At 66.6% G+C, this 22,668-nt stretch carries 23 protein-coding genes; 12 read left to right on the top strand and 11 right to left on the bottom strand.

Annotated elements, in window-relative coordinates:
- Positions 1-353: 353 nt before the first annotated feature.
- Positions 354-1,361, bottom strand: coding sequence for an SMP-30/gluconolactonase/LRE family protein (locus tag AC1GI4_RS06405; protein WP_479628980.1), 1,008 nt, complete (start codon positions 1,359-1,361; stop codon positions 354-356).
- Between the two features lie 115 nt (positions 1,362-1,476).
- Here AC1GI4_RS06405 and AC1GI4_RS06400 point away from each other — a divergent pair, with 115 nt between their 5' ends.
- The 4 genes from AC1GI4_RS06400 to AC1GI4_RS06385 all read left to right on the top strand — a co-directional run bounded on the left by AC1GI4_RS06400 (position 1,477) and on the right by AC1GI4_RS06385 (position 5,498).
- Positions 1,477-2,556 carry a PLP-dependent cysteine synthase family protein gene (locus tag AC1GI4_RS06400; protein WP_479628979.1) on the top strand — a complete coding sequence of 360 codons (1,080 nt, stop codon included), beginning with the start codon at positions 1,477-1,479 and terminating at the stop codon, positions 2,554-2,556.
- 44 nt (positions 2,557-2,600) lie between these two features.
- Positions 2,601-3,572: a 2-hydroxyacid dehydrogenase gene (locus AC1GI4_RS06395; protein WP_479628978.1), complete on the top strand. Its 972-nt coding sequence runs from the start codon at positions 2,601-2,603 to the stop codon at positions 3,570-3,572.
- Positions 3,562-4,350, top strand: coding sequence for a kinase (locus AC1GI4_RS06390; RefSeq protein ID WP_294274623.1), 789 nt, complete (start codon positions 3,562-3,564; stop codon positions 4,348-4,350). Before AC1GI4_RS06395 ends, AC1GI4_RS06390 begins: the two co-directional genes overlap by 11 nt.
- Positions 4,351-4,652: 302 nt before the next feature.
- Positions 4,653-5,498, top strand: a complete 846-nt coding sequence (locus tag AC1GI4_RS06385; RefSeq protein WP_294274625.1) for a fumarylacetoacetate hydrolase family protein — start codon at positions 4,653-4,655, stop codon at positions 5,496-5,498.
- Positions 5,499-5,618: 120 nt separating this feature from the next.
- Here AC1GI4_RS06385 and AC1GI4_RS06380 read toward each other — a convergent pair whose 3' ends face one another.
- From AC1GI4_RS06380 to AC1GI4_RS06370, 3 genes are read right to left on the bottom strand one after another with little or no spacing between them, the layout of a single operon-like run.
- Positions 5,619-5,885, bottom strand: a complete 267-nt coding sequence (locus AC1GI4_RS06380) for a hypothetical protein (RefSeq protein WP_294274627.1) — start codon at positions 5,883-5,885, stop codon at positions 5,619-5,621.
- Between the two features lie 43 nt (positions 5,886-5,928).
- Positions 5,929-6,717, bottom strand: coding sequence for an SDR family oxidoreductase (locus AC1GI4_RS06375; protein ID WP_294274629.1), 789 nt, complete (start codon positions 6,715-6,717; stop codon positions 5,929-5,931).
- Between the two features lie 60 nt (positions 6,718-6,777).
- Positions 6,778-7,335, bottom strand: a complete 558-nt coding sequence (locus AC1GI4_RS06370) for a TetR/AcrR family transcriptional regulator (RefSeq protein WP_294274630.1) — start codon at positions 7,333-7,335, stop codon at positions 6,778-6,780.
- Between the two features lie 114 nt (positions 7,336-7,449).
- Here AC1GI4_RS06370 and AC1GI4_RS06365 point away from each other — a divergent pair, with 114 nt between their 5' ends.
- Genes AC1GI4_RS06365 through AC1GI4_RS06355 form a run of 3 tightly spaced genes read left to right on the top strand, consistent with a single transcriptional unit; the run spans position 7,450 to position 9,760 of the window.
- The gene (locus AC1GI4_RS06365; protein WP_479628977.1) at positions 7,450-8,121 is read left to right on the top strand and encodes a DUF1349 domain-containing protein; all 672 of its coding nucleotides are present in this window, start codon (positions 7,450-7,452) and stop codon (positions 8,119-8,121) included.
- Positions 8,122-8,123: 2 nt separating this feature from the next.
- Positions 8,124-8,672 carry a sugar O-acetyltransferase gene (locus tag AC1GI4_RS06360; RefSeq protein ID WP_294274635.1) on the top strand — a complete coding sequence of 183 codons (549 nt, stop codon included), beginning with the start codon at positions 8,124-8,126 and terminating at the stop codon, positions 8,670-8,672.
- Complete coding sequence (locus tag AC1GI4_RS06355; protein WP_294274636.1) at positions 8,669-9,760, top strand: acyltransferase family protein; 1,092 nt, start codon at positions 8,669-8,671, stop codon at positions 9,758-9,760. Before AC1GI4_RS06360 ends, AC1GI4_RS06355 begins: the two co-directional genes overlap by 4 nt.
- Here the strand turns inward: AC1GI4_RS06355 and AC1GI4_RS06350 are convergent.
- From AC1GI4_RS06350 to AC1GI4_RS06340, 3 genes are all read right to left on the bottom strand, one after another.
- Positions 9,749-10,291, bottom strand: coding sequence for a hypothetical protein (locus AC1GI4_RS06350; RefSeq protein WP_479628976.1), 543 nt, complete (start codon positions 10,289-10,291; stop codon positions 9,749-9,751). The genes AC1GI4_RS06355 and AC1GI4_RS06350 overlap by 12 nt on opposite strands.
- A 123-nt stretch (positions 10,292-10,414) precedes the next feature.
- Positions 10,415-11,134 carry a WecB/TagA/CpsF family glycosyltransferase gene (locus AC1GI4_RS06345; RefSeq protein WP_479628975.1) on the bottom strand — a complete coding sequence of 240 codons (720 nt, stop codon included), beginning with the start codon at positions 11,132-11,134 and terminating at the stop codon, positions 10,415-10,417.
- Positions 11,131-12,327: a glycosyltransferase family 2 protein gene (locus AC1GI4_RS06340; protein WP_479628974.1), complete on the bottom strand. Its 1,197-nt coding sequence runs from the start codon at positions 12,325-12,327 to the stop codon at positions 11,131-11,133. Before AC1GI4_RS06340 ends, AC1GI4_RS06345 begins: the two co-directional genes overlap by 4 nt.
- A 230-nt stretch (positions 12,328-12,557) precedes the next feature.
- Between AC1GI4_RS06340 and AC1GI4_RS06335 the strand changes: the two genes are divergently transcribed.
- A complete protein-coding gene (locus AC1GI4_RS06335) occupies positions 12,558-13,592 on the top strand; it encodes a glycosyltransferase family 2 protein (protein ID WP_479628973.1) in 1,035 nt (344 codons plus the stop codon).
- A gap of 23 nt (positions 13,593-13,615) precedes the next feature.
- Here the strand turns inward: AC1GI4_RS06335 and AC1GI4_RS06330 are convergent, their stop codons facing one another.
- On the bottom strand, positions 13,616-14,665 hold the full coding sequence (locus tag AC1GI4_RS06330; protein ID WP_294274646.1) for a glycosyltransferase family 2 protein: 1,050 nt from the start codon (positions 14,663-14,665) through the stop codon (positions 13,616-13,618).
- Positions 14,666-14,798: 133 nt separating this feature from the next.
- Here AC1GI4_RS06330 and AC1GI4_RS06325 point away from each other — a divergent pair, with 133 nt between their 5' ends.
- Positions 14,799-16,274 (top strand): lipopolysaccharide biosynthesis protein, encoded by a 1,476-nt coding sequence (locus AC1GI4_RS06325; protein WP_479628972.1) that lies wholly within the window; start codon positions 14,799-14,801, stop codon positions 16,272-16,274.
- A gap of 15 nt (positions 16,275-16,289) precedes the next feature.
- On the opposite strand, the gene AC1GI4_RS06320 is transcribed toward AC1GI4_RS06325, so the two are convergent.
- Complete coding sequence (locus AC1GI4_RS06320) at positions 16,290-17,177, bottom strand: glycosyltransferase family 2 protein (protein ID WP_479628971.1); 888 nt, start codon at positions 17,175-17,177, stop codon at positions 16,290-16,292.
- 79 nt (positions 17,178-17,256) lie between these two features.
- On the opposite strand from AC1GI4_RS06320, the gene AC1GI4_RS06315 reads away from it, so the two are divergent.
- The gene (locus AC1GI4_RS06315; RefSeq protein WP_479628970.1) at positions 17,257-18,366 is read left to right on the top strand and encodes a hypothetical protein; all 1,110 of its coding nucleotides are present in this window, start codon (positions 17,257-17,259) and stop codon (positions 18,364-18,366) included.
- Positions 18,367-18,369: 3 nt separating this feature from the next.
- Here the strand turns inward: AC1GI4_RS06315 and AC1GI4_RS06310 are convergent, their stop codons facing one another.
- Both AC1GI4_RS06310 and AC1GI4_RS06305 read right to left on the bottom strand, forming a co-directional pair.
- The gene (locus tag AC1GI4_RS06310; RefSeq protein WP_479628969.1) at positions 18,370-19,368 is read right to left on the bottom strand and encodes a transglutaminase-like cysteine peptidase; all 999 of its coding nucleotides are present in this window, start codon (positions 19,366-19,368) and stop codon (positions 18,370-18,372) included.
- Positions 19,369-19,490: 122 nt separating this feature from the next.
- Positions 19,491-19,694, bottom strand: coding sequence for a hypothetical protein (locus AC1GI4_RS06305; protein ID WP_294274659.1), 204 nt, complete (start codon positions 19,692-19,694; stop codon positions 19,491-19,493).
- Between the two features lie 299 nt (positions 19,695-19,993).
- Between AC1GI4_RS06305 and AC1GI4_RS06300 the strand changes: the two genes are divergently transcribed.
- Both AC1GI4_RS06300 and AC1GI4_RS06295 read left to right on the top strand, forming a co-directional pair.
- Entirely contained in the window at positions 19,994-21,310 is a 1,317-nt protein-coding gene (locus AC1GI4_RS06300) for an exopolysaccharide biosynthesis polyprenyl glycosylphosphotransferase (RefSeq protein WP_479628968.1), read from the top strand.
- On the top strand, positions 21,300-22,634 hold the full coding sequence (locus tag AC1GI4_RS06295; protein WP_479628967.1) for a cell wall hydrolase: 1,335 nt from the start codon (positions 21,300-21,302) through the stop codon (positions 22,632-22,634). The genes AC1GI4_RS06300 and AC1GI4_RS06295 overlap by 11 nt, the downstream gene beginning before the upstream one ends.
- Positions 22,635-22,668: the final 34 nt, after the last annotated feature.

Genomic DNA, 22,668 nt, shown 5'->3' with positions numbered 1-22,668 from the left:
ATCGACACTCACGTCATTCCTCGTCTTGTAGGGGAGGTGGCAGGCTGAAGGACTGACGAAGCGGTGTCCCGGTTGGAGATGTTGGGCCGTGATGACGTTGCGTTGAACCGAGGAGAGCCCCTACCCTTCAGGGGAGGGGTTGGGGTGGGGCCTCGCCACGGGCCGCACGCTTGCGGAGGCGCCCCCACCCCCGGCCCCTCCCCTGAAGGGGAGGGGTGCGTTCATCACATGTCATCTTGCTCTAGACCTACCTCTCCACCGGCGACACCCCTCCACCATCCTTTGGATGGTCCCCCTCTCCTTCCAGGGGAGGAATGTGTGGCATTCTGCCTGAATGGCGATCCGCATCGGCATCAACCCTGCCAGCCGGGGCGCAGGGCGATCCGCAGGATGCGGTCGTTCGCCGCCAGGAACAGCGCGCGGCCCGTTTCGCCGAACGCGCAATTGGCGATCGGCGCGCCCTGTTCGATCAGGCCGAGCGGCTCGGCTTCGGGCGTCATCAGCATCATGCCGCCCGGCACCGAGCAGACCAGCGTGCCGTCGCGCGCGACCTTCATCCCGTCCGGCAGGCCTGCCCCGCCCGCCGCCAGCATCGCCCGCGCGTCGAGCAGCATCCGGCGATTGGTCACATGCCCGCTTCTGTCGACGTCATAGACCATGATCCGCGGCGCGGCGTCGTCCGATACCGACACGTAAAGCCGCCGTTCGTCGGGGGAGAGCGCGATGCCGTTGGGGCGGGTGAGGGTTCCGTCGATCAGGTCGACGGTGCCGTCGGGCCGTCGCCGATAGACGCCGTTGACCGGCTGTTCCTTCAACGGCGAGGCGTCCCCGTCCTGGAAGCCGTATGGTGGATCGGTAAACCAGATCGCGCCGTCGCTGGCGACGTGCAGGTCGTTGGGACTGTTGAACCGCTTGCCCGCATGGCGATCGGCCAGCACGGTGCGGCGGCCGGTCTTCAGGTCGACCCGGTCGATGCTGCGCCCGCCGCTATTGGCGATCAACAGCGCGCCGTTTGCATCCAGCGCCAGCCCGTTGGCACCGGGCTCACGGACCAGCGCCGGATCGGTCCCCGCCGCGCCGGAGGGGGTCAGCGCCGCCGATACGCCTTTCCCACGCTGCCAGCGGCGGACGATATTGGCGGGCGGATCGGAAAACAGCAAATAGTTGCCGCCGGGCACCCAGACGGGCCCTTCCGCCCAACGGATGCCGGTGGCGATCACTTCCGGCTCGGTGCCGGGTGCGATCATCCGGTCGAGCGCGGGCGACAGGCGACGCAGACGCGGCGTCGTTTCCGCCGCGACGGCGGGGGCCGCTGCCAGGGCAAGACCGGCAGCGAGGACGGAGCGGCGGGAAGCGATCATGCCGCCAGCATGGGCCAGGCCCCCGGTGCCCGCAAGGGCGGGGGCTTGGCGACACCATCTTTCCCAAACCGCCCGTTCGCGACTATGAGCGCGTCATGGGACGAATGGGGCAAAGATGACTGTCGAGCGGAGCAAGGCCGAACTGTGCGCCTGGCGGGCGGAAGCCATCCGGCGGATCGAGGCGGATTTCAACCGATCGGCGGACACGCATCTGATCCGGGTCGACCTGCCGCGCTATCCGGGGATCACGCTGTACCTGAAGGATGAGAGCAGCCACCCGACCGGCAGCCTGAAGCACCGGCTGGCGCGGTCGCTGTTCCTCTATGCGCTGTGCAATGGCTGGATCGGGCCGGATACCTGCGTGATCGAATCCTCCTCGGGCTCGACGGCGGTCAGTGAGGCCTATTTCGCCAGGATGCTGGGGCTGCGCTTCATCGCGGTCGTGCCCGCCTCGACCGCCGCGCCCAAGCTGGACGCGATCCGTTTCCACGGCGGCGAGATCCATGCGGTCGACGATCCGCGCACCGTCTATGACGTATCCCATCGCCTGGCGGCCGAGACGGGTGGTCATTATCTCGACCAGTTCACCTATGCCGAGCGCGCGACCGATTGGCGCGGCAACAACAACATCGCCGAGAGCATCTTTTCGCAGATGTCGGCGGAGGAGCATCCCATTCCCCGCTGGGTGGTCTGCGGGGCGGGGACCGGCGGTACATCGGCGACGATCGGGCGCTTCATCGCCTATCAGCGTCACGCGACGCAGCTGTGCGTCGCCGATCCGGTCCATTCGGTCTTCCACCGCCACTTCGCCGACCGCCAAGCCCTGTCGCTGCCCGAGGGATGTGCGAGCTGTATCGAGGGCATCGGGCGGCCGCGTGTCGAGCCCAGCTTCATCCCCTCGGTCATCGACCGGATGATCGCGGTCGAGGATGCCGCCAGCATCGGCGCGATGCGCGCCTTGTCGGCGCGGCTCGGGCGGCGGGTCGGCGGTTCGACCGGCACCAATCTGATCGCCTGCGCCACGCTGATCGAGGACATGGCGGCGGCGGGCGAGCGTGGATCGGTCGTCACGCTGCTCTGCGACGGCGGCGAGCGCTATGGCTGCACCTATTATGACGATGCGTGGCTCGACGCACGCGGCATCGACTGGCGGCCCCATGCCGCGCATATCGAGGCGCTGCTCGCCAGCGCCTGATCGGTCAGGCGCGGCGCGGACAGGGCGGAGGATGATCGATCATCATGACTGACAGGCTTCGATTGCTCGTGACCCGCCGCCTGCCGGACCCTGTCGAACGGCATCTGTGCGAGACCTGGGATACGACGCTGAGTGTCGATGATGCGCCGCTTGGCCGCGACGCGCTCGCTGGCGCTATGACCGACTATGACGCCTGGATACCGACGATCACCGACCGGATCGATGCCGATCTGATCGCGACGCCGGGCCGTCGCGTGCGCATCCTCGCCAATTACGGCGCCGGGGTCGATCATATCGATCTGGTCGCCGCGCGCGCCGCCGGGCTGGTCGTGACCAACACCCCCGATGTGCTGACCGATGCGACGGCGGAGATCGCGATCCTGTTGATGTTGATGGCGGCGCGCCGGGCGGGTGAGGGCGAGCGGGAGTTGCGCGGCGGGCAATGGACCGGCTGGCGCCCCTCGCACCTGATCGGGCAGGGGCTGTGGGGCAGGACGCTGGGCCTGGTCGGCTTCGGCCGGATCGCGCAGGCGACGGCGGCGAAGGCACGCGGGTTGGGCATGCGCATCCGTTATGCCAGTCGCTCGGCCGCAGCACCCGAGGTGGAACGCGCACTCGGTGCCACGCGCGCGACCTCGCTCGAAGCGCTGGCGGGGGAGTGCGATGTCCTGTCGCTGCATGTCCCCGGCGGCGAGGAGACGCGCCACATGGTCGACGCCGCCCTGCTCGCCAGGATGCAGCCGCACGCGATCGTCGTGAACACCGCGCGCGGGCCGGTGATCGATGAGGGCGCGCTGGTCGAGGCGCTGCATCTGGGGCGGATCGGCGGTGTCGGGCTGGACGTCTATGAGCGTGAGCCCGAGGTGCATCCCGACCTGCTGGCACATCCCCGCGCCGTCCTGCTGCCGCATCTGGGCAGCGCCACGATCGAGGCGCGAACCGCGATGGGCATGCGCGCGGCGGCCAATCTCGCGGCGTACGATCGGGGCGAGGAACCGGCCGATCGTGTCGCCTGAGGCCGTCATCGCCGCGCTGGTCGAGGATCGGCTGGCCCGGCGGCGGCCCGGGGATGCACCGCTGATCCTGGGGCTGTGCGGGGCGCAGGGCAGCGGCAAGTCGACGATCGCCGCGCGACTGGCGGCTCGTGTGGAGCGCAGCGCGGTCCTGTCGCTCGACGACCTCTATCTCACCCGTGCCGAGCGCCAAAGGCTGGCGCGCGAGGTCCACCCGCTGTTCGCGACGCGCGGCGTGCCGGGGACGCACGACGTGGCGCTGGGCGTCGCGACGATCGCCGCCCTGGCACGGGGCGAAGCGGTGCCCTTGCCGCGTTTCGACAAGGCGATCGACGATCGCGCGCCGCCATCCGTCTGGCCCTGCGCACCTGAAGGATGCGAATTGCTGATCTTCGAGGGATGGTGCGTGGGTGCGCGGCCGCAGGACGAGGTCGAACTGGTCGCGCCGCTCAACGCGCTGGAGGCGGCGGAGGACTCGCAAGGGATCTGGCGATGGCATGTGAATGCCGCGCTGGCGAGCGACTATCCCCGATTGTTCGCCCCCATCGATACGCTGGTGCTAATGATGCCGCCGCAATGGTCCACCGTCTTGCGCTGGCGTACCGAGCAGGAGGAAGGCTTGCGCAGGATGCATGGCGCGGGCGCTGGCATGATGGATGACGCGCAACTGGCCCGTTTCGTCAGCCATTACGAGCGGCTGACCCGTCATATCTGGTCTGAAATGCCCGGCCGCGCCGACCTGTGCCTGAAGCTGGCCGCGGATCGTACGCTGGCGACCTGACAGGCGGGGCAACGCCAATCCGTCTTAACTCTTCGCCTATGTGCCGGGAACGCGATGGTCCGAACCATCGCAAGGGCAAGGCTGGTAGCGCTCAACTTCTTAAGGCGATAGGGAAAAGCCCCATGACCAAGCCCACCCGCCCCGTTTGCGCCCGCCCTCGCGGAACCGGCGGTGGCGCGCCAGCGGCCCTTGTCGATGGTCCAGAATCATCTTCGCCCAAGCGATCGTCCCCGCTCTGGGCTCGCACAAGTTTCATGGCCGTCACGACCGCGTGTCGGCGTCACGCATAAGGAGACCGACGGATGAAGTTGTTGCGTTATGGCGAGACGGGGCGTGAGCGGGCCGGGGTGCTCGACGATCAGGGCCGCATCCGGGCGCTGCCCGAGGCGCTGGGCGATCTGGCGGGCGATCGGCTGACGCCGCAGGGCCTGGCGGAAATCGCCGCGCTCGATCCCGAAACGCTTCCCGTGGTCGAGGGCAATCCGCGCCTGGGCTCGTGCGTCGCGCGTCCCGGCAAGTTCGTGTGCATCGGCCTGAACTACCGTGCGCACGCCGCCGAGAGCAATCTGCCCATCCCCGCCGAGCCGGTCGTCTTCGGCAAGTGGAGCAGCGCTGTGGTCGGCCCCAACGACGATGTCGAAATTCCGCGCGGCTCGGAAAAGACCGATTGGGAAGTCGAACTCGGCGTCGTGATCGGCACGCGTGGCCGTTACCTGACGGAAGCCGAGGCGCTGTCGCATGTCGCCGGTTACTGCGTGGTGCATGACGTCTCGGAACGCGCGTTCCAGCTGGAGCGCGGCGGCACCTGGGACAAGGGCAAGGGGTGCGACACTTTCGGCCCGACCGGCCCCTGGCTGGTCACGGCGGACGAGGTGGGCGACCCGCAGGCGCTTCGCCTGTGGCTGGAGGTCGACGGCAAGCGCTATCAGGACAGCAGCACCGCCGACATGATCTTCACGGTCGCCGAGCTGGTGTCCTATGTCAGCCAGTTCTGCACGCTGGAGCCGGGCGACATCATCTCGACCGGCACGCCCGAAGGCGTCGGCCTGGGCCAGAAGCCGCCGGTATATCTACGCGCGGGCCAGACGGTGCGGCTGGGGATCGAGAAGCTGGGCGAGCAGACTCAGCGCATCGTTGCGGCGGGGTAAACTTAAATCACCCCTCCCCTTCAGGGGAGGGGCAGGGGGTGGGGCGTTTCCCCAAATGCTACGCCTATGGGAGAGGCCCCACCCCAACCCCTCCCCTGAAGGGGAGGGGCTAGAAGGCAATCAGTCGTCTTCGTCCATCTCGCTGTCGACGCTGTCCATGAAGTCGCGCGCAGCTTCGCGGTCTTCTTCATTGTCGAACGCGTCGTCGATGTCGGGGGCCACGCCGATCATATAGGCTAGGCACCAGAGCGCGAAGCGGCGGCCGCTGTCGCGCTCCAGTCCGAACTGGACGCGCAGCCGATCCACCCCGGCGCTGAGCTGATCGGGGGAGAGGTCGGCAATCTCTTCGGTGCCGAAAAAGCGGACGAGCAACTGGTCGAAATCCATGGCCGTTCATAGCCGACCCGTTGCCCGTTCCCAAGCCCTGCCGTCAGTTACCCGCCTGGATACGGTCGCCCGCCGCGCGCTGCTCGGCGGCACGCTTGGTCAGGTTCTTGAGCGTCTCGTCGAACTTGCCCTCGCGCTCGGCCATGCGGAAGGGGCGAACCTGATCGACCAGCACTTCCGACGGCGTCGGCGTTTGCGCAAACTGCGCGGCGACCGCATCGGCAAATTCCTCGAGCGGGACATAGCCCGGCCGATGCGCCTGGCCCGGCGTCAGGTCGGTCTGCACGCCCGGCGGGGCCAGCTCGATCACCTCGACCTTGCCCTCCAGCTGGGTGCGCAGCGACACGGTATAGGAATGGATCGCCGCCTTGGTCGCCGAATAGGTCGGGGCAGCGACCAGCGGCACGAAGGCGAGGCCCGAGGTCACGTTGACGATCGCGGCGTCGGGCTGCTGGATCAGATGATCGATCAGCGCATTGGTCAGCCGGATCGGACCCAGGATATTGGTGGTCAGCGTCGCCTCGGCATCGGCCAGGTCGCGGTGGCCGGTCAGATCCTCGAACTTCATGATGCCCGCATTGTTGAACAGCACGTTCAGCGCGGGGAAGTCGGCGACGACCTGTTTGGCGAAGGCGTCGACCGCCGCCGCATCCTCGACGTCGAGCGTGACGACATGAATGCGCTCGCGCCCTTCCGCCGCCTTTTCCAGCGCCTCACGCCGACGCCCGGCGATGATGACCGTGTCACCGCGATCATGGAAGCGGTGCGCCAGCGCTTCGCCGATACCGCTGCCGCCGCCCGTCATCAGGATCGTGTTGCCGCTGGTCTTCATCGATGTGTCTCCGGGTCGGGTGAAATGATCCTCCGCACAATGATCGCCACCGGCTTTCGTTCACCCCGCGCCGCCGGTGATCCGATGTACGATGTCACTGATCGCATTCCGGTCGAGCGGGGCAGGGTCGATCGAGTTGTGGATGCCGATCCCCTCGACCAAAGCATCGAGCGCGCGGGCGGTCAGCGGATCGAAGAACCGCTCCAGCGCGGCGCGGCTGTTGTTCATCCAGCCCTGCATAACGGCCGATACCGACGGGTGCCGGGCGGCAAAGGCATAGAGTTCGTAACTAAGGAGCAGGGTGCGCGGCGCGGCCCAGACCGAGCCTGCGATGATGTCGATGATCGCCTCGCACGCTTCCTCGCCCGTCCGCGCCTGCGCCATGCGCGCGGCGAAGGCGTGGGACGACTCCTCCGCCAGTTGCGTGAAGGCATCGGTCAGCAACGCCTCCAGCGAGGCGAAATAGTAGGTGACCGAGCCCAGCGGCACGCCCGCCACCGCCGCGATCCGGCGATGGGTGGTGGCGGGTACGCCGTGTTCGGCGATCACCTCCAGCGCGGCGGCGATGATGCGTTGCCGACGCTCCGGGTCGTTTTGTCTCGCGGATCGGTCGGCCATGCAAAAACTCCGTTGCATCGAATATGTACAAATGTACACATACTGTCGAGGCGGGGCAGGATAACGGTCTGCCGTAGCGCGAAACGGGAAAGAAGAACCATGGATGAACCACAAATGTCGCGTCGCGCGATCCTGGGCAGCGCGGTCGCATTGACCGTGCCGCAGATGGCGGCGGCGGCGGGTGCTCCGGCCGGGACGGCGGTGCTGGGGCGAAAGGACGGCGTGTGGCTGAACGCGCCCAGGGTCTGGCGGGCCGAGGCGAATGGCGATCTGGTGATGACCACCGATCGCGGCACCGATTTCTGGCGTGAGACCCATTATGGCTTCACCCGCGACAGCGGCCATTTTCTGGGCTTCCCCACCGGCGACGCCTTTACCGCGCAGCTGCGCATCCGCGGCCGCTACGACAAGCTGTACGATCAGGCGGGGATCATGGTCCGGATCGATGAACGGCGCTGGGTCAAGGCGGGGATCGAGTTGTCCGACGGCCGCGCGATGCTCAGCAGCGTGCTGACCGACGGACGCTCGGACTGGGCGACGGGTCCTTATGAGGGCGATGCCGCCGACTTCTGGATGCGCGCGACCGTGGCCAAGGGTGTGTTGCGCCTGCAGGTTTCGGCGGATGGCCAGCACTGGCCGCTGGTCCGGCTGGCGCCGTTTCCGGTCGCGGCCAGCTACCGCGTCGGCCCGATGGCCTGCACGCCCGAACGAGAGGGGCTGGAGGTGCGCTTCTCCGATCTGCGCATCACCCCGCCGCTCGGCAAAGACCTGCATGATCTGAGCTGAGCATGACCAGTCAGAAGCAGAAGATGCTGGCGGGCGAGTTGTACACCGCCGATGATCCCGAACTAGCCGCCGATGCCGCCCGCGCGGCGGCGTGGATGGAGCGCTACAACAACTCCCTGGCCTGGGAGGCGGCCGATCGCCATGCGCTGCTGGCCGAAGGGCTGGGGCAGGTGGGGGCGGGGGCGGTGGTCCGGCCGCCCTTCCACTGCGACTATGGCTATAACATCGCGCTGGGCGAGCGGGTGTTCCTCAACTTCGGTTGTGTGATCCTGGACGTGGCGCGGGTCGAGATCGGCGCATGGACGCAGATCGGGCCGGGCGTGCAGATCCTGACTGCCGACCATCCGCGTGACGCCGCGCTCCGGGCGCAAGGCTGGGAGTATGGGCGACCGATCCGCATCGGCGCCAATGTCTGGATCGGCGGCGGGGCGCTGATCCTGCCGGGGGTGACGATCGGCGACGATGCGATCATCGGCGCTGGCAGCGTGGTGACGCGTGACGTGGCCGCGGGGCAGACGGTGGTGGGCAATCCGGCCCGCCCGCTCGCATGACGACGACGCCCGACACCACGCATCGGGGCAAGCCGCATTTCGAGGTGCTGGACGGCCTGCGCGGCACGGCCGCCATGCTGGTGGTCGCGTTCCATATTCAGGGCATCACCGTCCTGTTCGAGGCGAACCGGCTTCTCCTGCCCCATGCCTATCTAGCCGTGGATTTCTTCTTCGCGCTGTCGGGTTTCGTCGTCGGCTATGCCTATGACGATCGCTGGGGACGGATGAGTGTGCGGGGGTTCCTGGCGCGGCGTCTCGTTCGGCTGCATCCGCTGGTGGTACTGGGCGCGATATTGGGATTGGCGAGCTATCTGGGCGATCCCTTCGCCGGGGATCGGCAGGATGCGCCCGCTTGGCTGGTCGGGCTGGCCTTTGTCGCGGCGCTTCTGGCGCTGCCCTCCGCGCCTCTACCCAACCGGCTGGGGGACAGTCATCCGCTCAATGCGCCCGCCTGGACGCTGTTGCAGGAATATATCGCCAATCTGGCCTATGCGCTGGTGTTGCGTCGCTTGGGACTGCGGGCGTTGATCGCGTTGGCGGGCCTGGCGGCGCTGGCGTCGGCGGCGACGGCGCTGACGCTGGGGTCCTATGATACGGGCTGGGGGCTGCACAATGTCTGGGGCGCGCCCGTGCGGTTGGCCTATCCGTTTCTGGCCGGGCTGATCCTGTATCGGCTGGGCGATCGCTTGCCGCGCGTCCGACTGGGGTTCCTGCCGCTCAGCCTGATCCTGCTGCTGCTGTTCGCCGCGCCGGTATGGCGCGAGGTCGGCGGCGTGAAGTGGAACGGCATCTATCAGGCGGTCTGTGTGCTGATCCTGTTCCCGCTGATCCTTGTCGCCGGGCGGCATTCGGCGGGCAGCGCCGCTACGATGCGCCTATGCAAGGCGGCGGGGCGACTGTCCTATCCGCTCTACATCACCCATTATCCGTTCGTGTATGTCTATATGAACTGGGTGGCGACCAGCCCCGCGTCCGGTGGCAAGACGGCGGTGGTCGCGGTGGCGCTGTATCTCTTCACCCTGGTCTTCGCGGGCGCGGCATGGCGCTTCTGGGATGAACCCATCCGCGCCCGTCTGTCAGGCCGGTGAGGCGTTTTCCACGACCGTCTCGAAAATCTGCGAGCGATCCGGCCCTTCGGCGATGTGGAGCAGCACCCAGTTCCTATCGCGCCGGGCGATCACCACGCGGATGCGATCGTTGAACAGGCCATCCGCGAGGCCGGTGGGCGCGACCTTGCCGGAATTGAGGATAAGCGCGCCCATCGCATTGCCGCAGGCCGGGCCAATGCACGAATAGGCGACTTTGTACCCCGCCTTGCGCAGCTGGTCGGTATAATAGCGTTCGATCTGCAACGGAGCGGTGGCGGGTTTGACGCGATAATCGATATGCGTGACGCGCCCGTCCAGCAGCTGCCGGTTGATCGTCCCGTCCTCGGTGGCGATCGGGCCGGTCGGCATGACGACATTCTCGAGCGACGGTGCACGGTATCCGTCGATCACCGCACTGGGATAGCGCGGAAGTTCGGGGTGATCCTGCCCGTCGCTTTCCTGCGCGAGCAAGGGCGAGGCGGTCAGGCAAGCGGCGAGGACGGCCAGCGGAAGGCGGGAGCGTGATGTCATCGAACCGATTTCCCTGTGCAAGGCAATGGCGAACTGGTTTCCGTTACCGCAGGCATTACATAACATCGCGCACGCGGCAATGAACGTCATGTCCGTCAGGTTCGCGCCCCAAGCCGGCTTTGTTCAGGACCGGGCGAGCAATCGCAGGATTTGCGGTCCCTCGACCAGATAGCGCCGCCACAGCCGCTTCGGGTTGCTCGCCAGCCGGTGCAGCCACTCCATGTGCAGCGTGCGGATCCATTGCGGCGCGCGGGTCTGGCGGCCGGTCAGGAAGTCGATCGAGGCGCCGACGCACCAGGCGACGCCCGGCCCGGTGCGCAGCGCGCCGACGGCTTGCGCGAAGCGTTCCTGCTTGGGCGAGCCCAGGCAGATGAGCAGGATATCCCACGGCGCATCCGCCGCCTCGGCGACGCAGCGCCGCCACTCGGGCGAACCCGGCGCCATGATCGGCGGCGAGGGGATCAGGGTCAACGGCACCTGCGGATAGCGCGCGACGAGTGCCTGCCAGTCCTGCGCGTCGGGGCCGACCACCGCGATCCGCTGTCCCGCGCCGCCGCGTCCCAGCAGGTCGGCGACGAGGTCCGAGCCCGGATAGCAATCGAGCGCGATCTTCTTTGCCTTGGCCATCACGGTCAGGATCTTGCTGTCGCACAGATGCACGGCGGCACCGTCGTAGAGCGCGCGGATCGCGGGATCGCGCGCGGCACGGTTCACCAAGTCCACATTGGGCGTGACGACATAGCCGAAAGGCGCGGCGCTCATCGCGACGAGGCGCGAAAACAGGTCTTCTCGCGAGCCCTGTTCGAACCGGAAACCCAGGAAGTCGGTCGTGTCCGCCATCATTCGCGCCCCTTCATCTCGTCACCGCGCGCGGTGCGCACCCATCCGCGTTGCGGCGCGCGCATCAGGCGACGGTAAAAGCCGAGCTTGGCCAGCACGCTGAGCGGCAGCCGCGCTACCTCTCCGGGGCTCAGCAGGTCGCGGCCATAGCGGAGCCAGGCCATGCCGACCGCCGCGACCAGCAAAGCGGTCTGGGCGACGCCTAGCATCAGCGGCGCGACCTCGCCCGAAAGCAACGCCCAGAGCGCGGCCAGCAGCACCAGCGCACCCTGGCCCGCGACCAGCAGGCTGAGCGGCGGGATCGCCAGGTCGAGCGCCAGCCCCAGGATCTTCGCATCTTTGCGTGCCAGGCCGGTGCCGAACAGGCGCAATACATAGCGGCGCATGATCGACATATAGCCGCCCTCCCACCGCGCGCGCTGCGTCTCGGCGGCTTCGCGCGTGGCGGGCAGCGGGCTGGTGATCCGCGCCTCCGGACAGAAGATCGGGGCGGCACCCTGAAGCGTCAGGTCGACGCCCAGCAGCAGGTCCTCGACAATCTCGCCCGATCCCAGGTCGACGCGCGACAGCAAAATGGTCGGAAAGGCCATGCCGCTGCCGGTCAGCAGACAGGGGATGCCCAGCCGCGAGCCACCGAGCAGGCGCGCATAATTCTTCACCCGGATGGCAAAGGCGCTGAACCGGCTGGCGCGCGATCCGTCGGCGGCAGCCTCCAGCCGGTAGTCACCCTGGACCGGACGCCCGGTACGAGCGGCCCGGTCGGCCAGCTGATGCAGGGCGTTCGGCGAGAGCAGGCAGTCGGCATCGACGATGATCGTGATCGGATTCGCCCATTGCGCGGCATGGGCCAGGCCATGCGCCAGCGCATAACCCTTGCCCCGCCGGACGCTATCGTGGCGTTCGGTCACCTCCGCGCCTTGTGCTGCGGCGATCGCGGCGGTGGCGTCCGAACAATTGTCGGCGACGACGATCATCCGGTCCTGCGCGCGTAACTGCGCCGCGATGGCGCGCAGCGTCGGGGTGATGACCGCCGCCTCGTCATGCGCGGGGATCAGGACGGTGAAGGGGGGGGCGTCCGCGCGGGCCTGTGGCGTTGGGCAACGAAGCCCCAGCAGGATTTCGGCCGCGAACAGAAGGACGGCCGGCATCAGCAGCAAAAGCGCGGCGAGCAGCAATCCGTTGCCCAATATCGTCATGCACCTGTCCCCCCGCCCGATCTCACCCGGACCCCCCGAAAGCAGGGCGAGACCACCGGCATCCCGTTAGCGCGAGGCTCTCCGTCGGAACAGGCGCGATGATCGTGGCGACCGTCCCAAAGTCTGACGCTGCACTGCGACAAAGCCGTTCATTTGTCCGGTGACGAGCGATAGGGGGGTGCTCGGCCACCTTGGGGCGGGGGATTGGCCTTGGGGGCAGGCAAACGATCATGACCACGATCGATATCGGCATATTCGCGCACAACGAGGCAGCGGGCATCGGGGAGATGCTGCGCGATCTCGCGCGGCAGAGCGTCTTGCGTGACGATCGCTACTCGGTGAGGGTCGTCGTGCTGGCCAATGGCTGCCGTGACAAGACAGCGGCGGCGGCGCGGGACGCGGTTGCGGCCTTTCCCGATCCTGCCATGGTCGAGGTGTTCGATCTGGCCGAGGGCGGCAAGTCGCGGACATGGAACCGCTTCGTCCATGATATTGCCCGCGCCGATGTCGATATGCTGGCCTTCATGGACGCCGATATCGCCCTGCCGCAACAGGACGTACTTGCCAGGCTCGTCGCCTTTCTGCACGCGCATCCGGGGGTGGATGCGACATCCAGCCAGCCGGTCAAGGATATCGACTATTACCCCATCCCGCTCGGCTTCGTCGAGCGGCTGATCTCGGCGGGCGGTGGCAGCATGGGCAATTCGCGCAGTTCGATCTGCGGGCAGCTTTATGTGATGCGGGGGGCGGTCGCGCGGCGGCTCCGGGTGCCCATCGGCCTGCCGGTCGAGGACGGTTTCGTCCGCCACGCACTCATCACCGGCCGGTTCGCCGATCCGATCCGCTATGACCGCATCGACCAGCCCGACGGCGTGATGCACCTTTATGCATCGGAACGCAGGCTGGGTTCGCTGATCCGGCACCAGATCCGGATCGTCGTCGGCGGCGCGATCAACGCTGCTGTCTTCGGCCATATCATTCCGCTGCGCGCGCGTGACGGAGAGGAGGCGCTGGTCGCGCAACTCGATCAGGCGGCGCGTGATCCGAACTGGCTGCCCGCGCTGCTGCGTCGCGAACTGCCGCGTGCGCGGTTCGGCTGGGTGCCGTGGCCGTTCCTGACTTACCGCACCACCTATTTTCTGAAGAACGGTCCCTATACCCCGCGCAAGACGCTGATGGCGGTGGTCGGTCTCGGCTTCGACGGCCTGGCCTTCATGGCCGCGCAAATCCGGCTGGCGCGTGGCAAGGGTGCGGGCTTCTGGTAACCCCGCACCCTTAGCGGTGGCCCTCAGCCGAGGAGCCGTTTCTTCTGCTGCGACAGGATATGGCGCAGTGTCGCCATCTCGTCCGTATCGACGCTGTTCGTCAGGCGGAAACGGGCAAAGCGGGCCAGCACGACCGGCAGCGTCCGGTTGGCCAGCACGTCGCGAAACGCCAGTTCGCGCCGTACGCCCGGCGTGTCGCCGAAGATGCGAAGCAATTGGGCACGCAGGGAACGCCATTGGGACGGCAGGACGCCGTTCGCGTCGAGCGGGGCAAGCCTGGCGCCGTGGTTGCAAAATGGGCGTACCGATTGCGGCTTTTCGTCATGCAGGGTGGCGACCACCGTCATCAGATGGTCGGAGATGTCCTCGGAAATCGCCATTTGGGCTTCGAACTTGGTGACGCCCACGCTCGTGTCATGACGGCGATAGCGGATCAGGGTGTCGGGCAGATTGGCGCAGAGCCCCTGCAGGGCCAGTTGCGCGAACAGCCAGTAATCTTCGGCAAGATTCTTGATTTCGATATTGGCGACCCCCGGCGCACGAAGAAAGCCGCTGCCATAGCGGGCGCCGAGCGCCTTAAGCGTCGAGCGCCGCATCATCACGGTCGGATGCGCGATTGGGTTGTTGAACAGGCAGGCGACGCGCAGACGGTCGCTATCGTGTGGCAGACGTCGGATGCCGAAGGATCGCTCGCCCGTGGCGTCGATGATTTCATATTGCCCCCCGACCAGCGCGAGCGCCGGGTTTGCCTCCAGAAATCGACGCTGCAGGGCCAGACGGTCGGGAAGCGAGAGGTCGTCGGCATCCTGGCGCGCGACGAACGGCGCATCATATCGATCGAGGCCCAGGTTCAGGACATCGGACAGGCCGAGCTCCGTATCGCACGGAATATGCGCAATGCGTGGATCGACAGCAGCCAGCCTGTCGACGATCTCGCCCGTCCGATCCGTCGAGGCATGGTTGAACACCAGCAGCCGCCAGTCGCGCTCAGTTTGCGCGCGGATCGACTCGATCGCGTCGGCAATGAACGCCTCGCCGTTGCGGACAGGCAGCACGATATCGATCAACGGCAAGTGGTGCCCCCCTTATGTCACGCGCTGTCGATCCCCTTCGACGTCGCAGATTGTCTCATCCTGACATTTTTGCGCCATGGCGCAGCGTTGGGGCCAAGGCTAGACCGGATTTGGGTACCGCCGGGGGAAGAGCGTGCAAAAGCAGGACGGCTATCGTCGCAAGGTCATGGGCGGCGCGATTACGACATTGATCGCGCAACTTTTTCGCGTGGGGGCGAGTGTCGGTTCCATCATCGTCGCCTCGCGTATTTTGTCACCGTCCGATTATGGCATCTACGCGATGGCCGCGCCGGTCACCGGATTTGCGATGCTGTTCCAGAATATCGGCTTCGATCATGCGGTGGTCCAGTCGGACGAGGTGTCCGACGTACAGCTGTCGTCGCTGTTCTGGCTGAATATCGCCCTGTGCCTGGGATTGGCGATGCTGTTGGTGGCGGCGGGGCCCGTGGTCGGCATGTTCTATGGCAGCAGCCAGGCGGGCGTGCTGGTCGCCGTCTCGGGCTTGCTGATCCTGGCGATGGCGCCCAATCCGCTCTACAATGCGTTGCTCAATCGCCAGATGCGTTTCCACGCCCAAAGCGTGATCGACATCGTCAGCAGCATCGCGATGTTCGTCTCGACGGTCATCGCCGCGTTGCTGATCCGCTCCTATTGGGCGTTGCTGATCGGGGCGATCGCGTCCACCCTCGTCAATACCGCCTCGTTCATGGTCATCGAGCGGTGGCGCCCGCGCTTCACCTTCCAATGGGGCAGCATCGCGCCGATGGTGCGTTTCGGCGGCGGCATCTCGGTCTACGGCTTCGCCCTGTTCGTGACGCGCAACATCGACAAGGTGCTGTTGGCGCGTGTCTGGGGTCCGGCGACGCTTGGGCTTTATGATCGTGCGTTCAAGCTGATGCTCTCGCCGCTGCAGAATTTCAGCGGACCTTTGTCGCGCACGCTGCTGCCGGTGCTGGCGCGCACCCGGAGCGAGCCCGAGCGGTATCGCCGCGCCTATCTGATGTTCATGCAGGGAATCGTCAGCGGCGCCATACCCGCCATCATGGCGGCCTCCGTCGGTTCGGATGCGGCGGTGCGCCTGTTGCTGGGCGATGCATGGCAGGCGACCGGACCCATTTTCGGCTGGTTGTCGGCGACGGCGGCGATGCTGCTGGTCAACGAATCCGCACCGTGGCTGTTCATGTCGACCAATCGCTCGCGGTTGATGATGCACTGGGGGTTGTTCGCCTCGGCAACCGTCGTGATCGGCTTCATGATCGGCCTGCCCTGGGGCGCGATCGGCATGGCCAAGGCCTATTTCTTCGGCGAGGCACTACGCACGCCGATCCTGTTCTGGCTGGCCGCGCGCGGTACGCCGGTGAAGGTGTCGGACATCGCGCGATTGCACCTGGTTACGGTGGCCGCGGCAGGGGCGACGGCCGGTGTTCAGTTCATCCTGCCCGCCGGACTGTCGCCCGTCCCGCATCTGGTTGTTCTGGTGATCGTCGCCTATGCCGCCGCGCTGCCGATCCAGTTCATGTCCGAACCCGGACGGGCTGGCTTGGGCATGGTCGGGGGATGGGTCGGCCGGACCATGGCGCGTCGGCCGATGCGACGCGATCCGGCCTGATCGCGCCGGGTAGGATCAGGCGCGGATCAAGCCCAGGCTGGTGGCGAACAGATGCAGCATCTTCCGGCGCGTCGTGCGCCCATGAGGGCGTATCATATTGTCGATTGCCGGAACGATAGCCCGACCGCGCAAGCCAGTCGCATAGGTCAGGATCTGCGGCAGGTAGAGACGCTGGAACCGACGGATATCCTTGATCCGATCCGCTGGTGCGTATCGATCCAGGATGCGTGCGTGCAATTGACGATGCCCTTTGCTCACCGAAATGGGATTGCGCGAAATCCGATCGTTTCCGTCGAAGTAAAAATGGGTGAGCGGCTCCGGGCAGAGCGCGATTCGGCCCGCATCAAGCAATTTCAGCCACATGTCCCAGTCCTGGCAACTGGGCAGCGTCACGTCGAAGCCACCGACATCCAGGAAGGTGCGGCGCCGTACTAACGCGGCGGAACAGCCACCAAGCGTGTTTTCGTAGAGCAGGCCGGTCATGTCTTCGACATGAGGGCCGAACTGGCGACTGCCGCCGTCGTTGCCATCATAATAGAGCGTGTCGCTGAACACCGCGACGACATCGTCGTCCATCAGGGGCACGAGCGAGGCAAGCTTGGTCTCGTCCCAGCCATCGTCGGAATCGAGCAGCGCGATCCATTCGCCGGTCGCCGCCGCCGCGCCGATATTGCGGGCGTTGGGTGCCCCGGCACGTTTGTCGAGCGGGATGATGCGGATCGGTACGGCTTCGCTTCGGGCGGCCTGTGCCGCCGCGATGGTCGCCCCATCGTCGTCCGACCCGTCATCGACCACGATGATCTCGATCGGCCGAAAGGTCTGTGTGTTGGCGCAAGCGATGGCGCGCCCGATCACGGCGGCGCGATTGCGCGCCGGAATGACGACCGATATCGTCGTTGTCATAATGCCCGTATCTCCCCCGTAACCGGCGAGGATATAGGGTATAAAGGCATTTCGATACGAGCGCGGATTGGGAAGGTCGATGCTCCATACTCGTACAACTCGTCGGCCCGATGGGCGCGGTGCCGTATGGTTTCGCCGCGCCGCGCACCTGACGCTGGGGGTGGCGGCCATCCTCTATGGGGCAGCGCTGCCAGCACAACGGCAACGCGATCCCGGCGAACAGCCCTTTTCGGCGCAGAGCGTCTGGAACACGCCGATCGGACGCGGGGCGATCTATGACGCGCCGGACTCTCCCGAAAGCCTGCTCCTTCATACCGACGATGCGGGCGGCCCGGTGGGCTCCTTCCCCTGGATCGGGAAGGACGCCATCGGGCTATACATGGCGAAGTCCTCGGACCCGGTTCGGCGCTGGTCCTATGACGCGCGGGCGGGGGGGGGGCCGACGTGGCGGGGCGGGCCGCCGATCCTGAACGGCTGGATCGACTTGCCAACGCCCACCGATATTCGTTTCCTGGGCGGGACCGACAAGCATGCCATCCTGATCGATCCCGATCACCGCTATGGCTATGAGGTCTGGCTGGGGGAGGCCAGGGGCGATGGCTATCACGCCACCTATCTGGTCCGCACCGACCTGCGCGGATCGGGCATATCGCTGGTGGATGGCCAGTCGCAGGGCATCCGCGCCTTTGGCGGATCGCTCGCCGGCGGGCTGATCCGTTGCCGCGAGCTGGCGAATGGCGATATCCCCCATGCCTTGGCCGTGTTGTTGTCCAACGATCAGCTGCGCAAGGGATCGACCATGTTCAAGCAGAAGGTCTGGCCCGCCAGTTTCACCGACGATGGCGGCCGTAACGGCTATGCGGGGGAGGTGCCAATGGGGGCGTTGCTCGCCATTCCGGCCGATGTCGACATCGAAAAGCTGCCGCTGACCCGCGAAGGCAAGGTGCTGGCGCGCGCCTATCAGCGCTTCGGAGGCTATGTCGTCGATCGGACGATCAAGACGATGACGCTCGCGACCCTGGAGCAGGGATGCGACAAGACCGCCATCGACCATCTCTTCGCGGATCGGCGGACGATTCGTGATCGTCTGGTCCGCGTGCTCAACAACACGCCGCGCCATGTCGGCGGGCCGGGCGAACGCATCGCCCCGGCTCCGCCGCCGCTTACCCCCGAACGATCGGGGGAATAAGCGTTACAGCCTCGCGCTCTGCCAGCGCATGCCGTTTTCGGGCGACTGAACGCTGATCCAGCTATAGTCGGTCTGGTCGACCCTGCGGACCCAGGGCGTGTCGCTGTCCAGCACCATGTCGCCATCGGCCGTGCGGGCGATCAGGACGGTGTGAAGCTTGGTCTGGCGGCTATAGACAACCGCGAAGCTCAGTCGCTTTCTGTCGAACCCCTGGGCGATCAGTTGAAAGCGCTTCTCGATCGCCAGGTCTTCGCAGTCGCCCTGTGCGCCATGGCCAATGCCGCTGCGCGTCCAATGTTCGGCGGTGGCATAGATCTGTATGTCCGGGCGCTGGCGGACACGGCTGTTGACCAGTTTGTTGACCGAATCGAGCAGCTTGTCACCCGCCCGATCGGCTTCGGCGGGAGCCGGGCCGCGACCGGGCGCGGTGACGGTCACGTCGGGGGCCACCACGGTCTCACCGACCAGCAACGGCATTTCCCCGGTCAGGACCGGCTGGACCCGCCACGGCCGCAGCGTTGCGACCGGATCGGACGCGCCCTGAAAGGGGACGACGGCGCCTGGCATTGTGGGCGCTCCGATCGATTCGGCGCGAGGCGTCGCGAGATCGTCAAGGACGATGGGCGACAGTCTCGGCACGACGGACAGGTCGGCGCCCCGCGCGACGGCCCGCACCCGGAAGGAAACCGCACCGGGCTTTTCCAGGCGGTGGATGATGTCGGGCATAACCGCCGCGATCATGTTGGTAACCGTCATGGCGAAGGCGGGCAAGCCGGTGGCGCCGCGTCCGTCGCGGAAGGCGGGCGGCGGACTGGGCGGCGCGTCGACCTGGATCTGACAGAAGGTCGCGTCCGTCCGGCACATGTCCACGAAGCCTGCAGGCGGAGCCATGACATCGCCGCGAAGGAGGAAGTGCGATCCGCCGGAATGGGCATGGGCCGGGCTCGCGGCGGCGACCGCCACCGAGATCGCAGCAATGGTCAAGCCTGCTTGATATCGCATCTCTACCTCCGTGTTCGGAGGCCGGGATGCGGCACTGACCTTTACGCCGGGGTTCAGCGGAAAGGTTTAGACGTTGTTAACCCATTTGTTCGGACATGGTCCCTCGCCTGACACCTCGACGCTTAGCGCAGCGCGATGATGCAGATCGCCACGACGCCCCAGCAGAAGGAGGCTGCGGCCCCGATCGTCACCAGATTGGCAAGCGAGATCGACTTGGCCGCGACCGGCCGCCCACGCATCGGCAATCCGGTCGCCGCCAGGTCCTCGGCCGCGAGATCGGAATGGTCCGTAGCAGTGGCGGTATCGAACTCGTGACTGTGGATCATGGATCGTTCCTTCCCGGACACCTTAGCGGGCCGAGCTTTATGAACGCTTAACATCGGGGTTAACGGCGCGAATACCAGTGCGGGGCGCGAAATTCCGGCTTTCCGGCGGAGCTTGCTGACGTTCCGATCGGTCTGCGCGATGATCGCACAACTGCCCCGCAATGGGATTTTCGCACCATGGCTGGTCGTGGACGCTCCGGAGCCCGGCCCCGTATAGGACGGGCAGGGGGTATTCGGTGCAGATCGTCAGCTTTTCACGAGTCGGAGAAGACACGCAGGAGGGCGATGCCCGAAGCACGATGCGTGCCCTTCGCTTGCAATATTATGTGGCGATGCTGGTGGCCGATGCGATTGCCGTGATGCTGGCGATGACGCTGGGCAGCCTGTTGCGATTCGATACGCCTTTCTCGCCCGAAGCGGCGACGTTGATTCTCGGACTCGTGCCGTTCTTCTGCTTTTTTGATCTCGCCAATATGCGGCCCGATTATCTGAACGACTGGCGCCGCTCGATCGTGTCGATGACGATCGCGCTGGGCAAGGCGGTGCTGGTCCTGCTGTTCTTCGGCTTCCTGCTCCATGCGATCGGTGACGCCTCGCGCCTGCTCGTCGGATATGGCGTGATGCTGGCGCTGGTGGTCGCGCTCGTCCTGCGCGCGCTGCTCGTCACCTTGTCCACGCGCGCGTTCCAGGGGGGCGCGGTCAATCACGTCCTGCTGATCGATGGCGTCACGATGGATATCCCGGCGGGCCAGAACGCGCTCCAGATCGAGCGGATCGACGGCGGCGACTTCAACAACCCCTATCTGCTCGACCAGTTCGCGCGGCGCTTTGCCGATGTCGATCATCTCACCGTCGCCTGCCATGCCGATCGGCGGCGCGACTGGGCGATGGCGCTGAAGGGGATCGGCACGCGCGCCGACATCATCATCCCCGAACTCGATGATCTGGGCAGCGTCGGTCATGCCATCGTCGCGGGGTCGTCGACCATCCTGATCTCGACCGATCCGCTCGGCCCCTATGACCGGATCGTAAAGCGTGCCGTCGACCTGGCGCTGGCGATCTCGGCACTGGCCTTCCTGCTGCCGCTGCTGGTCATGATCGCGATCGCGGTCAAGCTGGACAGCCGGGGGCCGATCTTCTTCCGCCAGCAGCGGGTCGGATACGGCAACCGCCTGTTCATGATGTACAAGTTCCGCAGCATGAAGGTGGAAACTAGCGACGCCAGGGGCGGCCGCTCGGCCAGCCGGGACGATGACCGCATCACCCGCGTCGGCCGCATCATCCGGGCCACCAGCGTCGACGAACTGCCGCAGCTGCTCAATGTCCTTCGCGGCGAAATGAGCGTCGTCGGGCCGCGCCCCCATGCGCTGGGTTCGCTCGCGGGAGATCAGCTCTTCTGGCATGTCGACGCGCGCTATCACCACCGTCACGCCTGCAAGCCCGGCCTGACCGGCCTGGCGCAGGTGCGCGGTTTCCGGGGCGCGACCCATAGCCGTGAGGATCTGGTCAGCCGTCTTCAGGCCGATCTGGAATATCTCAACAACTGGAGCCTGTGGCGCGATATCATGATCCTGCTGTCCACGGTCAGGGTCATCGTCCATCGCAATGCTTATTGACGGTTCGATCCGCATCCACCCGCTGCGCCTGTTGTGGGAGGATCGGCGCGGCGACATGCTGCTGGCCTGTGGCGCGCTGCTGTGTGCCATCGTCGCGGGGCTGGCCTGGCTGGGCTGGTCACCCTGGCAGGCGGACGACTATCATCGTGCACGCATGTCGGCCGATCCGGCTGGCTATGCCGCCCGCGTCGCACGCGAGGTCAACGCGCTGCCCATCGTCACCGGCATCCCGACGGTGGCGCCGGTCACCAATCTTCAGCTGCCGCCCGATATCGCGCGGCGCATCAACGCACTGACCCCCTTCGCGCGCGGCGCGAACCCGCCCGCGCGCCCCTTTTCCCTGAGCGAGGGCGTGGCCGATCGACAGGCGGCCGAGGCATGCCTGGCCGCCGCCGTCTATTATGAGGCGGGGAGCGATCCGATGGGGCAGGCGGCGGTGGCGCAGGTCGTGCTCAACCGCGTCCGTCACCCTGCGTTTCCCAAGACCGTTTGCGGCGTGGTGACGCAAGGGGCGGAGCGCAGCACGGGATGCCAGTTCAGCTTCATGTGCGACGGATCGCTCCACCGCCGGACGCCGTCGCCCGCCGCGCTGACCCTGGCCCAGTCGACCGCGCGCTGGGCGCTCGGTGGAGGCGTGTTCCGTGCGGTGGGCAGCGCGACCCATTATCATGCGGATTATGTCGTGCCGCGCTGGAGCGGCGCGATGGACAAGGTGCTGGCCTTTCACACCCATCTCTTCTTCCGCTGGCGTGGCCCGGCGGGGGCGGCGGGGCTGTTGCGCGGCGGCGCGCAACCGGGCGAGCATCCCGGTGCGCTGGCCGCTTTCCTGTCGCCGACCGGCCCGGCTGGGGACGTGGCAGGCGGTGTTGCGACCGATCCCGCCGCCGCGAATGCCGTGGCGCCCGGCAGCAGCGATCCGGCCGGAGCCGCCGCGACGGCGCCCGGCGGGGTGGTGCGGTCGGACGAATGGCGCGGCATCTATTATCTGCTGCTCAGCCCCGACGACTATCCGGGCAGCTATGCGATCAAGGCGCTGCAGGCCTGCGGCAAGCGGACCAATTGCCTGGTCTATGGCTGGGATTCGGCCCGGCGCGTGCCGGTGGCGGTGACCGAGGCACGTCCCGCCGGGGTTGTCTTCATGTGGTCCCGCCATGGCGACGAGCAGAAAGCGATGTGGGATTGCGCCCGAACCCCACGCGACAAGCCCGAGCAATGCCTGCCCGGTACGGCGGGTCGTTCGGCCGCACTGACCGCAGCTTCCCCCGAGCGCTTACTGATACCGACGAAGATTTCGCTGTCCTACAGGCAGGAAATCGGAACATAGGGTGAACTTCCGGTTAAAGGGAGGGTCGAGAATG

Source organism: Sphingomonas sp. 77B (assembly GCF_056497825.1).
This window is presented reverse-complemented; position numbering and strand designations above follow the sequence as displayed.

Excerpts from the sequence above, each read along its gene's own strand:
- AC1GI4_RS06405 (WP_479628980.1), bottom strand. The coding sequence starts at position 1,361 with ATGATCGCTTCCCGCCGCTCCGTCCTCGCTGCCGGTCTTGCCCTGGCA.
- AC1GI4_RS06400 (WP_479628979.1), top strand. The coding sequence starts at position 1,477 with ATGACTGTCGAGCGGAGCAAGGCCGAACTGTGCGCCTGGCGGGCGGAA.
- AC1GI4_RS06395 (WP_479628978.1), top strand. The coding sequence starts at position 2,601 with ATGACTGACAGGCTTCGATTGCTCGTGACCCGCCGCCTGCCGGACCCT.
- AC1GI4_RS06385 (WP_294274625.1), top strand. The coding sequence starts at position 4,653 with ATGAAGTTGTTGCGTTATGGCGAGACGGGGCGTGAGCGGGCCGGGGTG.
- AC1GI4_RS06380 (WP_294274627.1), bottom strand. The coding sequence starts at position 5,885 with ATGGATTTCGACCAGTTGCTCGTCCGCTTTTTCGGCACCGAAGAGATT.
- AC1GI4_RS06375 (WP_294274629.1), bottom strand. The coding sequence starts at position 6,717 with ATGAAGACCAGCGGCAACACGATCCTGATGACGGGCGGCGGCAGCGGT.
- AC1GI4_RS06370 (WP_294274630.1), bottom strand. The coding sequence starts at position 7,335 with ATGGCCGACCGATCCGCGAGACAAAACGACCCGGAGCGTCGGCAACGC.
- AC1GI4_RS06365 (WP_479628977.1), top strand. The coding sequence starts at position 7,450 with ATGTCGCGTCGCGCGATCCTGGGCAGCGCGGTCGCATTGACCGTGCCG.
- AC1GI4_RS06360 (WP_294274635.1), top strand. The coding sequence starts at position 8,124 with ATGACCAGTCAGAAGCAGAAGATGCTGGCGGGCGAGTTGTACACCGCC.
- AC1GI4_RS06355 (WP_294274636.1), top strand. The coding sequence starts at position 8,669 with ATGACGACGACGCCCGACACCACGCATCGGGGCAAGCCGCATTTCGAG.
- AC1GI4_RS06350 (WP_479628976.1), bottom strand. The coding sequence starts at position 10,291 with ATGACATCACGCTCCCGCCTTCCGCTGGCCGTCCTCGCCGCTTGCCTG.
- AC1GI4_RS06345 (WP_479628975.1), bottom strand. The coding sequence starts at position 11,134 with ATGATGGCGGACACGACCGACTTCCTGGGTTTCCGGTTCGAACAGGGC.
- AC1GI4_RS06340 (WP_479628974.1), bottom strand. The coding sequence starts at position 12,327 with ATGACGATATTGGGCAACGGATTGCTGCTCGCCGCGCTTTTGCTGCTG.
- AC1GI4_RS06335 (WP_479628973.1), top strand. The coding sequence starts at position 12,558 with ATGACCACGATCGATATCGGCATATTCGCGCACAACGAGGCAGCGGGC.
- AC1GI4_RS06320 (WP_479628971.1), bottom strand. The coding sequence starts at position 17,177 with ATGACAACGACGATATCGGTCGTCATTCCGGCGCGCAATCGCGCCGCC.
- AC1GI4_RS06315 (WP_479628970.1), top strand. The coding sequence starts at position 17,257 with ATGCTCCATACTCGTACAACTCGTCGGCCCGATGGGCGCGGTGCCGTA.
- AC1GI4_RS06310 (WP_479628969.1), bottom strand. The coding sequence starts at position 19,368 with ATGCGATATCAAGCAGGCTTGACCATTGCTGCGATCTCGGTGGCGGTC.
- AC1GI4_RS06305 (WP_294274659.1), bottom strand. The coding sequence starts at position 19,694 with ATGATCCACAGTCACGAGTTCGATACCGCCACTGCTACGGACCATTCC.
- AC1GI4_RS06300 (WP_479628968.1), top strand. The coding sequence starts at position 19,994 with ATGCGTGCCCTTCGCTTGCAATATTATGTGGCGATGCTGGTGGCCGAT.
- AC1GI4_RS06295 (WP_479628967.1), top strand. The coding sequence starts at position 21,300 with ATGCTTATTGACGGTTCGATCCGCATCCACCCGCTGCGCCTGTTGTGG.